Source organism: Alphaproteobacteria bacterium SS10, assembly GCA_019192455.1.
Lineage (GTDB): Bacteria > Pseudomonadota > Alphaproteobacteria > TMED2 > TMED2 > TMED2.
The window spans coordinates 418,087-431,539 of the sequence record JAHCML010000003.1; the positions used below are offsets into that span (position 1 = coordinate 418,087).

A 13,453-nucleotide genomic window follows, 5' to 3' on the forward strand; every position below is an offset into this window, starting at 1 on the left:
CAGCTTTTGGGCCCCTGTGTGTCTTGTGCATCGCAAGGCGGATCACAGATTTTCCTTCAGCCAACTGCCAACCCGTTGATACCAGGGCGTTTCCGTCGCCACGGCGGTCATTTCCGGGATGGTTTCAATGCGGTGTTCGAGGCCGTAATGCAGCAGACCTGCCGTGGTGGCAAAGCCCGGGCCAGTGGTCGCTGGGGCCAAACCAAGCAATCGATTCGGGCGGCCTAAGCGGACCTGTTTGTCCATCATAACACCGGCAAGCTCACGGATACCGGTGATTTGGCTCGATCCGCCGGTCAGCACAACACGGCGGCCACCGATCTGGTCGGCGCCGGCCCGTTCCAGGCGTAGGCGGACCAGTTCAAATATTTCCTCAAGCCGGGGGCGCATAATGCCAACCACTATTGAGCGTGGGACCTGATGTTGGCCACCGCCATCTTGGTCATCGCCAAGCAGTGGTACATCGATCAACTCTTGATCATCTCCGCTGGCGGGCAGGGCGCTGCCAAACAGGGTTTTGATCCGTTCAGCATGGCCAACCGCAGTGCCGAGGCCGCGCGCCAGATCATTGGTCACATGGCTACCGCCAACGGGCAGGCAATCGGTATGAACCGTTCCCATATCGCTGAACACCGCGATGTCCGTTGTGCCGCCACCAATATCAACGAGGGTAACGCCGAGGCGCATCTCATCCTCGGTCAGGCTGGCAAGGCCAGCGGCGTAAGAGCCAAGGCAGAAGGCCTCAACATTCAGCTCAGACCGCTCAATACAGGCGGAGAGGTTGCGCATGGGGCCGGTGGCGCCGCTGACGAGATGCAGATGCACACCTAGGCGTTTGCCATACATGCCGAGCGGGTCTTCGATCCCGGCTTGCCCATCAAGGGAATACCCAACAGGCATAGCGTGGACGAGGTCTTGATCCTCACCAAGATCGACGGCCTGTGCCTGGCCAATGGCGCGATATACCTCGGCCTCGGTTACCTGCTCACCCGGGACGGTAATATCGATCTCAGCCCGGTGGGATCGGGCATGCGGACCGGAGAGGTTTACCAGCACGGTTTCAATCGCCTGCCCGGCCATCCGCTCAGCCTGATGGACGGCATGGCTAATGGCCACTGATGCCGCTTCCATATCAACAACGGCACCGGCCTTAACGCCGGCGGCGGCATGATGACCAATCCCGACAATGCGCAGATGGCCTGCCTCCTCAACCCGCGCCATGAAGCAGCAGATCTTGGTTGAGCCAACATCAAGCGCAGTGATTAAGCTGCCGGCTGGTCGGCGCCGGTTATGGCGAATGCTGGTAAAGCCCATCGGTCCCGTGTCTCTCTTCTCTTCAGGCCTTGCCGTTACAAGCTTTGCTGGGGATCGATGCGCTGTGCCACTTCCGGGGATGGGGTTTGCACCACCAGCCGGTCATCAAAGCGCAGGTCGATGCTCAACACATCTTGGTCCAAAATTTGGTGCTCGCCCTGAACCCGCATTAAACGCTCAAGCGCGTCAGACGCGCCCAGTTCAGGCAGGCGGATCACCACCTCATTATCTAAGGTCAAATCCCAGCGCCGATCACCGATCCAGGCAGCCGCGACGAGACGCTCAGCAATCTCAGGCGCATAGGCGATGAGGCCAAATAGGTCCCGCGTCTTGGTCGCGGCACCGTGGCCAGCCAAGAGTGGGAGGTGGCGATAATCAGTCACGTCAGCCGTATCCAGCACATGGCCATCGGCATCGATGAGTGAAATCTCACCGTCGCGCTGCCAAAGGGCGGCGGGCTCACGCTCATCCAAGCGGATTTGGATCAGGTCGGGCAGTTGCCGACGCACCGTGACCGAGCCAACCCAGCTCAACCGCTCAAGTTGAACGCGCGCGGTTTCAGGGTCAAAGCCCAGGATCGGGTCACCCTGCTCAACATTCAAAATGGCGAGGATGGTTTCCTTCGGCACCTCTTGGCGGCCAACAACCCGAACGTCAGCGACCGCGAAGCCGAGATCAGCGCTCCAATCCAAAAGGTCGTGGACAACGGCATTCTGGGTGCGGGCAACCCAGCCTGACGCAACGGCCCAATAGCCAGCGCCAACGACAGTGCCGAGAATGGGCAGGGCCATGGCGACCCCGATCAACGGGCGGCGCCATTTGGCAATCTGTTGGCGGCGCCAATCAGCCAGCTTTTGTCGCCAAACCGGCATTGGCTTATCTGACTGGCCAGCCTTGGCCGTCCTCTTAACTGTTTGGGATTTTTGGGTGCCTTTGCTTACACGCGGCATAGGGCATCCTCCATCAACCATTCGCACAACTCACCAAAACTAATGCCAATATGCTCCGCTTGCTCAGGCACAAGGCTAATTGGCGTAAATCCTGGCTGTGTGTTGATCTCTAGGAACACCAGACCGTCGGTGCTTGGCTTGGTGTCATCCCAGCGGAAATCGGTCCTGGTCACGCCACGACAGCCCAGCGCTTGATGCATCGCCAGCGCCTGCTCCTTGGCCGCCTGCTCAATCTCAGTAGGGATTTTGGCTGGGATCACATGGTGGGCAACGCCCTCGGTATATTTGGCGTGGTAATCGAAGAAGCCTTCCTCATGGAAAATTTCGGTAACGGCGAGGGCACGGTCACCCATCACACCAACCGTCAATTCGTGACCGGGAATGAAGTCCTCAACCAGGAACAGAGTGTCAGGATCACCATGCTCAAGCTTCAGGTCATTTTGGCCGGGATGGACAATGCTGATCCCAACGCTGGAGCCTTCCGATGCCGGTTTGATCACATAAGGCGGTTTAAGCTCGATACCGCCATTCTCGATCTCGGCCCGGCTCAAAACCTGTGCGTCGGCAATGTTAAGCCCAGCGAAGGAGGCGACGCGTTTCGCGCCCGGCTTCTTCATCGCCATTGCTGAGGCACTAATGCCGGAATGGGTGTAGGGCACGCCCATCATTTCCAGCACGCCCTGGATCACGCCATCTTCACCTCCCTCACCATGGAGGGCATTGAAGGCGACATCTGGTTTGGGCGTTAGGGCCTCATGCAGGGCCTGGATATCGCGGGTAACATCGACCCGGCGCACCTTATGGCCTCGCGCCTCGAGGGCATCGGCGATCGCCGCGCCACTGACGAGAGAGACTTCGCGTTCAGCTGACCAACCGCCGAGTAGTACGGCGACCTCTGTGCCTTTGGGCATGGTCTTCATCCTTTCGCTCCTGTCTCAATTTGTGCCGGATTGCCGATCCGCTTGATCTCCCAGCGCAGCTCAACGCCGCTATGCTCCATCACCCGCCGGCGAACCTCTTCACCTAGGGCTTCCAGATCAGCGGCGGTTGCATCACCGGTATTGATCATGAAATTGCAGTGCTGTTCAGACATCTGGGCGGCGCCCACCATCAGGCCACGGCAACCCGCCGCATCGATCAGCTGCCAGGCCTTATGCCCCTCGGGGTTAGCGAAGGTGGAGCCGCCGGTTCGCTCTTTGATCGGCTGGGTTTCCGCCCGTTGTGTCTGGATCTCGGTGATACGGGCCGCAATCGCATCGGTATCGCCGGGATCAGCCTGGAACCATGCGCGGGTGTAAAGCCAATCGGCTGGTGCCTCACTATGGCGATAGCTTAGGCCCAGCTCACCTGCCGGAACGCGTTTGATGTCGCCGTCTCGGGTGACGGCCTCGACCTCAATCAATCGGTCTTTGATCTCACCACCATAGGCGCCGGCATTCATGCGCAGGCCGCCGCCAATGGTGCCAGGGATGCCGGCCAAAAACTCGAGGCCAGCCAGACCAGCATCGCGGGCGGTTAGGGCGACATTTAGGTCAAGGGCCGCTGCACCTGCCTCAACCACATCACCTTCAACTCTAATTTCGGCAAATGGGCCGCCGAAACGCACCACTGCGCCATCGATCCCGCCATCGCGGATCAACAGGTTTGACGCGACGCCAATCGGTGTCACCGGCACATCGCCGGGCAGGGCCGCCATAAAGGTCGCGAGGTCTTGGGTATCCGCCGGGCGGAACAACAGCTCCGCCGGGCCACCCACGCGGAACCAGGTGAGGGCGGCTAGCGGGGCATCATGCTTAACCCGGCCGTTTAGTTCAGGCAGGGCATCGCGCCAATCGGTGGCAAGGGCATGTGCGGCCATCATGCGGCACCCCCTTGCTTGGCAACGGGCATATCAAAGCGTTCGGCGAGTTGGTCTGGTAGGGCATTGGCCCAGGCCGTGATGTTGCCAGCGCCCAGGCAGACAACCAGATCACCAGGCTTGGCCATGGCGGCGACTACTTCTGGCAGCGCCTCTGGGCTCTTCAGCGCTTGGACATCGCGGTGGCCATGCATGCGCAGGCCTTCGACCATGGAATCTTTATCCGCGCCGGGGATTGGATCCTCACCAGCGGTATAGACATCGGCGATGACCACACTGTCGGCATCGTTGAAGCAGGTGCAGAATTCCTCAAACAGATCGGATAGGCGCGTGTAGCGGTGCGGCTGCATAACCGCGATCACATTACCCTCACCGGCGGCCTGGCGTGCGGCCTTCAGGACGGCGGCGATCTCCACCGGGTGGTGGCCATAATCATCAATGACGCGGATGCCGTTCACCTCACCCGTGGTGGTGAACCGACGCTTCACACCTGAGAAGGTGGTGAAGGCCTTGCGAATAGCATCAGCGCCGACGCCCATCTCATGGGCAACCGCGATGGCGGCCAGGGCGTTTTGCACATTGTGGTCGCCATACATTGGCAAGAACAGGTCCCGGATTTCGCCCTCTGCCCCATCGCGCCCGGCGCGTTCGCTGATCTGAACGGTAAAGCGGCTGCCACGAGTGTCGGTGGTCAGGTCAATGCCACGGATATCCGCCTGGGGTGAGAAGCCATAGGTAATCACCCAGCGATCGGCGACCCGTGGGATCATCGCCTGCACTTCCGGATGGTCAATGCAGACAGCTGCAAAGCCATAGAAGGGCAGGTTCAGGACAAAGCGGTCAAAGGCGCCGCGTAGGGCATCAAAATCACCGTAGTGATCCATATGCTCTGGATCGATATTGGTAACCACAGCAGCGGTCGCGGGCAGGCGCACAAAGGTGCCGTCACTCTCATCCGCCTCAACCACCATCCAGTCGCCATCACCAAGACGGGTATTGGTGCCATAGGCATTGATGATCCCGCCATTGATGACGGTTGGGTCTAGGCCAGCCGCTTCCATAACTGCCGCGACTAGGGAAGTGGTGGTGGTCTTGCCATGGGTGCCGCCAATCGCGACCGACCATTTAAGCCGCATTAGCTCAGCCAGCATCTCAGCCCGGCGCACAACTGGCACACGGGATTTGCGTGCGGCTGCAACCTCGGGATTATCTGGCTTTACCGCGGAGGAGATTACGCACACCACGGCGTCGCCCAAGTTCTCAGTCCGGTGGCCAACCTCAATCTTAATGCCCAGGCCGCGCAGGCGCTTCACATTCGCGCTGTCGGCGATGTCTGAGCCCTGAACGATATAGCCGAGATTGTGCAGCACTTCCGCGATACCGGACATGCCGATACCGCCAATGCCGACGAAGTGCAGAGCACCGATATTGGATGGGATAGCTCTCATGGTGCTATCTCCATACCCAGCTGATTGGGGGTTTCGTTAGGCGTATTTGAGGCGGTTTCTTGACCAGCCTTGGCGCCAGGGTGGCTAAGCGCTTGGCCTGTAAGGCCTAGTACTAGATCTGCGAGTTTGTCGGCGGCATCGATATGGGCGGCGTTACGCGCATTCGCGGCCGTTTCGGACAGTTTTTCTGGCGTGGTAAGCAATAACTCAAGGCGAGTCGCTAGCGCTTCAGCCGTGAAGCCATCTTGCGGCATCAGCCAGGCGGCATGCTGCTCAACCATCTGCTCAGCGTTCTTATGCTGGTGGTTATCCATGGCCGATGGGTAGGGCACCAGGATCGCCGGGCGACCCGCTGCCGTCATCTCTGCCACCGTTGAGGCGCCAGCACGGGCGACCACCAAATGGGCCTCGGCCAGCCGCTTCGGCATATCGGTGAAGAAGGTTTGCAGCTCAACCTTTTGATTGATCTGGGCGTAGGCAAAGCGCGCCTCTTCAATATCGGCGGGGCGGGCCTGTTGTGTGATGACGAGCCGCTGCCGAAGATGGCTCGGCAGGCGTTCCACCGCCTTGGGTAAAATCTCACTGAAGATCGTGGCGCCCTGGCTGCCGCCGATGATGAGTAGGTTTAAGGGGCCATCCTCAGACGGTGCGGCATAGTCCTTGCCGTGCAGTTCAGCGATATCGGCCCGCACTGGGTTGCCGACCTGATGCTGTGGTGCCGCTTTGGCGGGTAGTCGCTCAACGGTTGGGAAGGCCGTGCCGATCGCCTTCACCTTGGCGGCGAGCAGGCGGTTTACTCGACCCAACACGGCATTCTGCTCATGCAGGATGACCGGCCGACCCTGGTGAAGGGCTGCCATCACGGTTGGCAGGGATGGGTAACCACCAAAGCCAACAATCGCTGCGGGCCTTTCCGTCAAATGCAGCCAATGGCTTTGCAGGTAGCCGAGCCCCTGCTTAATCACCATGCGGATCAGGCCTTTCAGGCCAGGCTTGCGACCAGCGGCCTGCACATGGTGCAGTTCAAGTGAGGCGAGGCCGCCACCGAAGTTTAGGCCGCGACGGTCGGTCGCTAGGATGACGCGGTGGCCACGGGCGATGAGTGCTTCGGCAAGTGCCTGGGCTGGGAATAGGTGCCCGCCAGTGCCGCCAGCGGCCAGAATGATGGGGCGCTGCTTACTCATGCTGTTTGCCCCCCAATCGGTGGGGCGGCATCGGCCTGAAGGCGGATGTTCACCGGCATGGCACGGCGTGACCGCGTCAGCGCCAGAACAAAGCCCATGGCAATGCCAAGGCTAAGCAGGGATGAACCGCCATAGCTGATGAACGGCAGGGTCATGCCCTTGGTCGGCATCAGGTGCAGGGCGGAGGCCATATGGATCAGCGCCTGAACCCCAAACTGGGTCAGGATGCCTGCGGTGGCCAGCAGGACAAAAAGGTCTGGCTGACGGCTGGCGCGGAGGAAACCGCGCAGCACGATAAAGCCAAACAGCATTAGCAAGAGAATGCAGGCGATCAGCCCCATCTCCTCACCTAAGACGGAGAATGCGAAATCAGCATGGGCGTCGGGTAGCTGGTGCTTTACCTCGCCTTGCGCGGGGCCGGTACCAAACCAGCCGCCATGGCGGAACGCCTCCAGCGACTTCTCAACCTGATAGGTGTCGCCGCTTGATGGGTCGAGGAACCGATCAATTCGGCTCTGCACGTGGTCGAATGTGAAATAGGCGCCAACCAAGCCCGCAAGCCCGGTCACGCCAAGGCAAATGACCAGTAGGATTGGCAGGCCAGCAAGGAAGAACTGAACCCCAAAAATCGTCAGCAGGACGAAGGTCTGACCCAAATCAGGCTGGATTAGCAGCAAGCTCGCCACCAGGCCGCAAACACCCATGGCCACCCAGTTGCCGGGGAAACCCTCCCCCTTCTGATGCAAGGCAAAGAGCCAGGCCGCCATAATGGCAAAGGCCGGCTTCATGAACTCAGAGCCCTGGATTGAGAAGCCGGCAATCCGCATCCAGCGGCTCGCCCCCTTGATCTCATTGCCCAGGAATGGCGTTAGGATCAGCAGGGTCAGCGCGCCCAGGAAAACCAGGATACCAGCCCGTCTCACACCGGCGGTGGAGAGGAAGGATAAGCCCACCATGATGGCCAGTGTCGGCAATAGCAGGATTAAATGGCGGTTTAGGAAGTGGCTGCCGTGAAGGCCAATACGCTCAGCCACCGGCGGGCTAGCTGCCGCAATGACGAGAACGCCGAATAAGGCGAGGCCGACAATGGCGGTGAGCAGCCACCGATCAATGGTTAGCCACCAGACAGCGAGTTGAGAGTTTGCGGGAGCAGAGCGAAGTTGGCTCATTGCTGCGCCTCCAACGCTTGCTGGCGCTTACGGATCGTATCCTCAACACATTTGGCAAAGACATCGCCGCGTTGTTCAAAGCTATCAAACTGGTCAAAGCTCGCGCAGGCGGGTGATAGCAGAACGATGGATGGCTTACGGGTCTCAACCGCCATGGCGGTTGCGGCCTCAACTGCCTTATCCATGGTGGATGAGATCGTGCTCTCAAGCTTACCGTCGCACCAACCGGCGAAATCATCTGCCGCCTCACCGATCAGGAAGGCATGCTCAACCCGGTCCACCAGGCCCTCAAGCCCGTTCAGCCCGCCATCTTTAGCCTTACCACCGGCAATCCAATAGATATTGGCGTAGGAGCCAAGGGCCTTACTGGCGGCATCTGCGTTGGTCGCCTTGCTGTCATTGACGAAGGTGATGCGCTTGTACCGGCCAACAATCTGCTGGCGGTGGGCGAGGCCCGGGAAGGTCGCAATGGCCTCTGCAATGGCTTCTGCCTCGACACCTAAGTGACGACAGGTGGCAAAGGCGGCGGCGGCGTTTTGCCAATTGTGCATGCCGGGAAGCGTCTCAATCGGCAAGAGGTCGCAAATCGCCTTATCAAACCCATCGAGATCATCATAAAGGACGGCGTTTAGGACATAGACACCGCCCTCAACCCGGCCCTCACTGCTGATCCGCGTCACCTTCCAATGGCCGCCACGCTCAAGCTCTGTCGCGACGGTGCCGGTGGGGGCGGTATCAATGCCAACCACCGCATGCTGAACCATGGCACCGCGGCGGAAGATGCGTTTCTTCGCCTCGATATAACCTTCCATTCCGCCATGCCGGTCCAAATGATCCGGCGTGACATTGAGCAGGCACGCGACGGAGAACACACCATTCACGGTAAGGTCGAGTTGGTAGGAGGATAGCTCCAGTACAACCGGCTGATTGGCCGTTGGCATGGGGAGGTCGAGCACTGGCTGACCGATATTACCACCCATCAGAGAGTGCCATTCTGGCTTAGCACTTCTTAGGATGTGGTCGATCAGCGCCGTGGTGGTTGATTTGCCATTGGTACCGGTAATGCCGACATAGCGGGCCGCTGGCTGGGCCCGGTACAGCAGCTCAATATCGCCAACAATCTCGGTGCCGCCGGCCTTCGCCTGAACCACGGCCGGATGCGGTGTTGGATGGGTGAGGGGCACGCCCGGTGCCATGACCAGGGTTTCGATATCGCCGAAATCGGCACTACCTAAATCGGCAATCTCAGCGCCAAGCTTGGCAGCCTCTTTGCGCCGCTCCTCATTATCGTCCCAGGCGACAACCTTGCTGTCGCCGCGCCCTAAAGCCTTAATCGTTGCGAGGCCTGAGCGTGCAAGGCCAAGAACGGCTGTTTTGCCGTCCGCCTGGATCGCGATGGTGTCATGATCCGCCATGCCACCCGCCTCAACGAAGCTTGAGGGTGGAGAGGCCGATCAACGCCAGGATCGAGGCGATGATCCAAAACCGGATAACGATGGTCGGCTCTTGCCAACCCTTCTTCTCAAAATGGTGGTGTAGCGGGGCCATGCGGAATACCCGCTTGCCGGTCAGCTTGAATGACGCCACCTGCACAATGACTGACACAGTCTCCAATACGAACAACCCACCAATAATGGCGAGCACTAGCTCGTGTTTGGTGATCACAGCGATCGAGCCCAGGGCGCCGCCGATGGCGAGTGAACCGGTATCGCCCATGAACACCATGGCCGGTGGGGCGTTGAACCACAGAAAGCCAAGGCTGGCACCAACCAGTGCACCACAGAACACCGCCAACTCACCCACGCCCGGGACGTGGTGGATCTGCAGATACTCAGCAAAGATTGCATTACCCGTCAGATAGGCGATCAAGCCAAAGCAAAGCCCCGCCAGCATGGCCGGCACAATGGCGAGGCCATCCAGACCGTCGGTCAGGTTCACCGCATTGGATGAGCCGATGATCACGAACACCGCGAACGGGATGAAGAAGATGCCGAGATTAACCAGCAGGTCCTTAACGAAAGGAATGGCGAGGCCGGTTGCAAGTGGATCTGCGGTGTTGGCCGTGAAAACCCAGGCGGCGATGATTGCGATGATGATCTGCCCGGCAAGCTTCGCCTTGCCCGGCATGCCCTTGGTGTTGCGCTTGGTCAACTTCAGATAATCATCGACAAAGCCAAGCATGCCGTAGCCGACGGTCACACCTAGAACGATCCAGACATAGATGTTGGTCAGATCGGCCCAAAGCAGGGTTGAGACCGAGATTGCGAGCAGGATCATCGTCCCGCCCATTGTCGGCGTACCCTTCTTCACGAAGTGGGTTTCCGGGCCGTCTTCCCGGATTGGTTGGCCTTCACCCTGCTTGGATTTCAACCAACGGATGATGGCGGGCCCAAAGATAAAGCTGATCAGCAGCGCGGTCATAATCGCGCCACCAGTTCGGAAGGTTAGGTACCGAAACAGGTTGGCGAGCGGGATATCACCGGCATAAGGAGCGATCAGGTTGAATAGCATGGGGCCAGGCTGCTTCCCTCACTTCGGTTAATCAGCCGTCATTAACCGCTTGCGCGGTTGAGACGTGGAAGATGGGCTCTTCATCGGAAAGGGATGTCAGCTCCTCAATCACCGCACGCATGCGGCTGCCATAGGAGCCTTTGACCAGCACCACATCGCCGCTCATCACATCATTGGCGACCAGCGGGGCGAGGGTCAGGCTGTCTTCAGCGTAGTAGCCCTTCATCCGCTCATCGAGCTGCTCATACAGATTGGCCATCAGCGGGCCGCTGCAGTGAACGGTATCGATGCCAGCACGGACCAGGTCACGCTTCAGCGAGGCGTGGAGGCGTGGGCCATCATCACCCAGCTCAAGCATATCGCCCAGGATCGCGATCCGGCGGCCACCTGGCTGTGGGTCAGTTTTGTCCAGAACGCCAATCGCTGCCTTCATGGCAATCGGGCTGGCATTGTAGCTCTCGTCAATCAGGGTGAAGGCGCCAAACGGCGTTGCGACCCGGCTACGTGAGCCGCGACCCTTCATTGGCTTCAGATAGCTGAGCGCCCGTGCGGCGGTTGGGACGTCAGCCCCAGCCGCATTGGCCGCTAGCAGGACGGCCAGGCTATTCATCACCCAGTGCTTACCAGGGACAGAGAGGCTGTAGATCAGTCGCTCACCGCGCACCACGGCTGATACCGCGCTGGAGGTTGCGTGTACCTGCGCATCGACGATGTAGGCATCGCAATCGCGATCGGTGCCGAAGGTCAGGATGTTGCGAATGCCGCGGGTCTTGGCATGGGCCAAGAGGCGAGGGAAGTGACGGTTGTCGGCGTTTAGGATCGCCGTGCCGTTCGGGCCGAGCCCGGCGAAGATTTCAGCCTTCGCGTCGGCGATGCCCTCTTCACTCTCAAAGAACTCGATATGCACGTCATGGACGTTGGTGATGATCGCGATGTCGGGGCGGACCATCTTGGCCAGCGGCTCAATCTCACCGGCATGGTTCATGCCGAGCTCGAAGACGCTGTAGAAGCTGTCGGCTGGCAGGCCTGCAAGGCTAAGCGGCGCGCCGATGTGGTTGTTGAAGTTGCCTTCATTGGCATAGGCCGGGGCCTGGGCGCCGAGGCAGAGACGCAGCGCCTCTTTTGTGCCGGTCTTACCAACCGAGCCGGTAAGGGCGATCATCTTGCCCTCGTTCCGGTGGCGGGCCACATGGGCGAGGTCATTCAGCGCCTCGAAAGTGTCCTCGACCAGCACCAGTGGCCAATCCTCTGGCACATCATCTGGGCGGCGGCTCACAATCGCTGCGGCGGCACCCTGGACGAAGGCATCAGCGACAAAGTCATGGCCGTCGAAGTGTTCGCCTTCCAGGGCAATGAACAGGTCCCCGCGTTTGACGGTGCGGCTGTCGATGGAAATCCCGGTGGCTTCCCAGGGGTTCTCAGCGGCCTGTGGCTCGAGGCAGTTAACGGCACGTTCTGCTTCTGCAGCGGTCCATAGGATGGAGGCGGGCGCTTTGCGCGTCATGATTTTGGCTCCCCGATCAATTCTTGAGCGGTTGTGGTGTCATCAAACGGCAAAACCCGGTCGCCGATTTTCTGTCCGGTTTCGTGGCCTTTGCCGGCGATAACCAAGACATCGCCGGGTTCTAGCCCTTCTATGGCGGCGGCAATCGCTTCGCGACGGTCGCCTATCTCGGTGGCCTCCGGACAGGCCGCCATGATCTGGGAACGAACAAAGGCTGGGTCTTCGCCGCGTGGGTTGTCATCGGTGACAATCACACGATCAGCGAGGTCAGCGGCAATCCGCCCCATCTCTGGACGTTTACCCTGATCACGGTCCCCACCGCAGCCAAAGACCACAACTAGCCGGTTCTCAGTGTGCGGGCGTAGCGCGTGCAACACGGCTTTGAGCGCATCTGGCTTGTGAGCGTAGTCTACGAACACTGGAGCACCGCTTTTATGGGTCGTTACATGGTCCATTCGACCAGGCGCACCAACGAGTCGCGAAGAATCGGCTATCGATTCGCTGATCGCCCTTGGATCATCCAATTCACCACGCAAAGCGAGGCGAAGGCCGATGGCGCACAGCACGTTATGGGCCTGGAAGGTGCCGACCAGTGGCACATCAACCTGATGGGTTTCGCCAGCCGCGCTGATCGTCAGGGCGATGCTGGTGGTGTGGGGGATGGCCTCAACCAGCTTCAACGTTTCTGCGGCATAGCCGTAATCAACCACCCGCAGGCCGCGTTCGGCGGCGATGGTCTTTAGCTCGGGAAACCGCTCATCATCGGCATTGATGACCATGGTCCCGCCATCGATCAGCAATTCTGAGAACAGGCGCGCCTTGGCAGCGAAATATTCATCAGCATCGGCATGGTAATCCAGGTGGTCACGACCCAGGTTGGTGAAGCCCGCCGCCTGTACCTTCACACCGTCCAGGCGATATTGATCGAGCCCGTGGGAGGACGCCTCCATCGCGCAGTGGTCAAAACCATGATCGGCCAGCTTGGCGAGCAGGTCGTGTAGGTCTTCCGGCGCGGGTGTGGTTAGTGCCTCGGTCTCTGGGAAGCCATCGGCGCGCAGGCCGAGCGTGCCCAGTGAGGCGGTGCGATGTCCCGCAATCTCCAGCAGTTGCTGGGTGAACAGTGCGGTGGATGTCTTGCCGCTAGTCCCGGTGACTGCGGCAATGTGATTTGGCTGCCGACCATAGAACGCCGCTGCTGCAAGGGCCAGAACGCGACGTGGTTCCTTTGCCTCTAGCGCTCGAACACTGTCGTTCAGGCTGGGCCAGTCGGTGCCTGTCGGGGCGAGGATGGCTGCGGCACCCTTCTCAACGGCTTGGCCGATAAAGTTGCGGCCATCAGTGATATGGCCTGGGATGGCACAGAATAAGCCGCCGGGGGTAACCCGACGGCTATCGCTTGTAACGCCTGTGATCGAGAGCTGGTCCGGCAGTCCCGTGGCGTTTTCCACAGAAATCTGCCCCCCATCTGATGGGGTGGGCGGTGTTGCTATCTGATCCGCGATTCCTGTCATCACA

Annotated in this window: 11 protein-coding genes; all 11 read right to left on the reverse strand. The window is 59.9% G+C overall.

Annotation, left to right across the window (positions count from 1 at the left end; translation table 11 throughout):
* Positions 1-42 precede the first annotated feature (42 nt).
* From ftsA to KI792_02425, 11 genes are read right to left on the reverse strand one after another with little or no spacing between them, the layout of a single operon-like run.
* The gene (gene ftsA, locus KI792_02375) at positions 43-1,314 is read right to left on the reverse strand and encodes a cell division protein FtsA (GenBank protein ID MBV6631861.1); all 1,272 of its coding nucleotides are present in this window, start codon (positions 1,312-1,314) and stop codon (positions 43-45) included.
* Positions 1,315-1,349: 35 nt separating this feature from the next.
* A complete protein-coding gene (locus KI792_02380) occupies positions 1,350-2,264 on the reverse strand; it encodes an FtsQ-type POTRA domain-containing protein (GenBank protein MBV6631862.1) in 915 nt (304 codons plus the stop codon).
* Positions 2,252-3,184, reverse strand: a complete 933-nt coding sequence (locus KI792_02385) for a D-alanine--D-alanine ligase (GenBank protein MBV6631863.1) — start codon at positions 3,182-3,184, stop codon at positions 2,252-2,254. Before KI792_02385 ends, KI792_02380 begins: the two co-directional genes overlap by 13 nt.
* The gene (gene murB, locus KI792_02390; protein MBV6631864.1) at positions 3,181-4,125 is read right to left on the reverse strand and encodes a UDP-N-acetylmuramate dehydrogenase; all 945 of its coding nucleotides are present in this window, start codon (positions 4,123-4,125) and stop codon (positions 3,181-3,183) included. Before murB ends, KI792_02385 begins: the two co-directional genes overlap by 4 nt.
* Positions 4,122-5,570: a UDP-N-acetylmuramate--L-alanine ligase gene (locus KI792_02395; GenBank protein MBV6631865.1), complete on the reverse strand. Its 1,449-nt coding sequence runs from the start codon at positions 5,568-5,570 to the stop codon at positions 4,122-4,124. The genes murB and KI792_02395 overlap by 4 nt, the downstream gene beginning before the upstream one ends.
* The gene (murG, locus tag KI792_02400; protein ID MBV6631866.1) at positions 5,567-6,754 is read right to left on the reverse strand and encodes an undecaprenyldiphospho-muramoylpentapeptide beta-N-acetylglucosaminyltransferase; all 1,188 of its coding nucleotides are present in this window, start codon (positions 6,752-6,754) and stop codon (positions 5,567-5,569) included. The genes KI792_02395 and murG overlap by 4 nt, the downstream gene beginning before the upstream one ends.
* Entirely contained in the window at positions 6,751-7,923 is a 1,173-nt protein-coding gene (locus tag KI792_02405; protein MBV6631867.1) for a cell division protein FtsW, read from the reverse strand. The genes murG and KI792_02405 overlap by 4 nt, the downstream gene beginning before the upstream one ends.
* Positions 7,920-9,338 (reverse strand): UDP-N-acetylmuramoyl-L-alanine--D-glutamate ligase, encoded by a 1,419-nt coding sequence (locus tag KI792_02410; protein ID MBV6631868.1) that lies wholly within the window; start codon positions 9,336-9,338, stop codon positions 7,920-7,922. The genes KI792_02405 and KI792_02410 overlap by 4 nt, the downstream gene beginning before the upstream one ends.
* Before the next feature lie 10 nt (positions 9,339-9,348).
* Positions 9,349-10,434, reverse strand: coding sequence for a phospho-N-acetylmuramoyl-pentapeptide-transferase (gene mraY, locus KI792_02415; protein ID MBV6631869.1), 1,086 nt, complete (start codon positions 10,432-10,434; stop codon positions 9,349-9,351).
* 31 nt (positions 10,435-10,465) lie between these two features.
* Positions 10,466-11,938 carry a UDP-N-acetylmuramoylalanyl-D-glutamyl-2,6-diaminopimelate--D-alanyl-D-alanine ligase gene (locus KI792_02420; protein MBV6631870.1) on the reverse strand — a complete coding sequence of 491 codons (1,473 nt, stop codon included), beginning with the start codon at positions 11,936-11,938 and terminating at the stop codon, positions 10,466-10,468.
* Positions 11,935-13,449 (reverse strand): UDP-N-acetylmuramoyl-L-alanyl-D-glutamate--2,6-diaminopimelate ligase, encoded by a 1,515-nt coding sequence (locus KI792_02425; GenBank protein MBV6631871.1) that lies wholly within the window; start codon positions 13,447-13,449, stop codon positions 11,935-11,937. Before KI792_02425 ends, KI792_02420 begins: the two co-directional genes overlap by 4 nt.
* Positions 13,450-13,453 lie beyond the last annotated feature (4 nt).

Bases quoted from the DNA above. Each gene is read 5' to 3' on its own strand.
- ftsA (MBV6631861.1), bottom strand. From the start codon at position 1,314: ATGGGCTTTACCAGCATTCGCCATAACCGGCGCCGACCAGCCGGCAGC.
- murG (MBV6631866.1), bottom strand. From the start codon at position 6,754: ATGAGTAAGCAGCGCCCCATCATTCTGGCCGCTGGCGGCACTGGCGGG.
- KI792_02395 (MBV6631865.1), bottom strand. From the start codon at position 5,570: ATGAGAGCTATCCCATCCAATATCGGTGCTCTGCACTTCGTCGGCATT.
- KI792_02425 (MBV6631871.1), bottom strand. From the start codon at position 13,449: ATGACAGGAATCGCGGATCAGATAGCAACACCGCCCACCCCATCAGAT.
- KI792_02410 (MBV6631868.1), bottom strand. From the start codon at position 9,338: ATGGCGGATCATGACACCATCGCGATCCAGGCGGACGGCAAAACAGCC.
- mraY (MBV6631869.1), bottom strand. From the start codon at position 10,434: ATGCTATTCAACCTGATCGCTCCTTATGCCGGTGATATCCCGCTCGCC.
- KI792_02385 (MBV6631863.1), bottom strand. From the start codon at position 3,184: ATGAAGACCATGCCCAAAGGCACAGAGGTCGCCGTACTACTCGGCGGT.
- KI792_02405 (MBV6631867.1), bottom strand. From the start codon at position 7,923: ATGAGCCAACTTCGCTCTGCTCCCGCAAACTCTCAACTCGCTGTCTGG.
- KI792_02420 (MBV6631870.1), bottom strand. From the start codon at position 11,938: ATGACGCGCAAAGCGCCCGCCTCCATCCTATGGACCGCTGCAGAAGCA.
- murB (MBV6631864.1), bottom strand. From the start codon at position 4,125: ATGATGGCCGCACATGCCCTTGCCACCGATTGGCGCGATGCCCTGCCT.
- KI792_02380 (MBV6631862.1), bottom strand. From the start codon at position 2,264: ATGCCGCGTGTAAGCAAAGGCACCCAAAAATCCCAAACAGTTAAGAGG.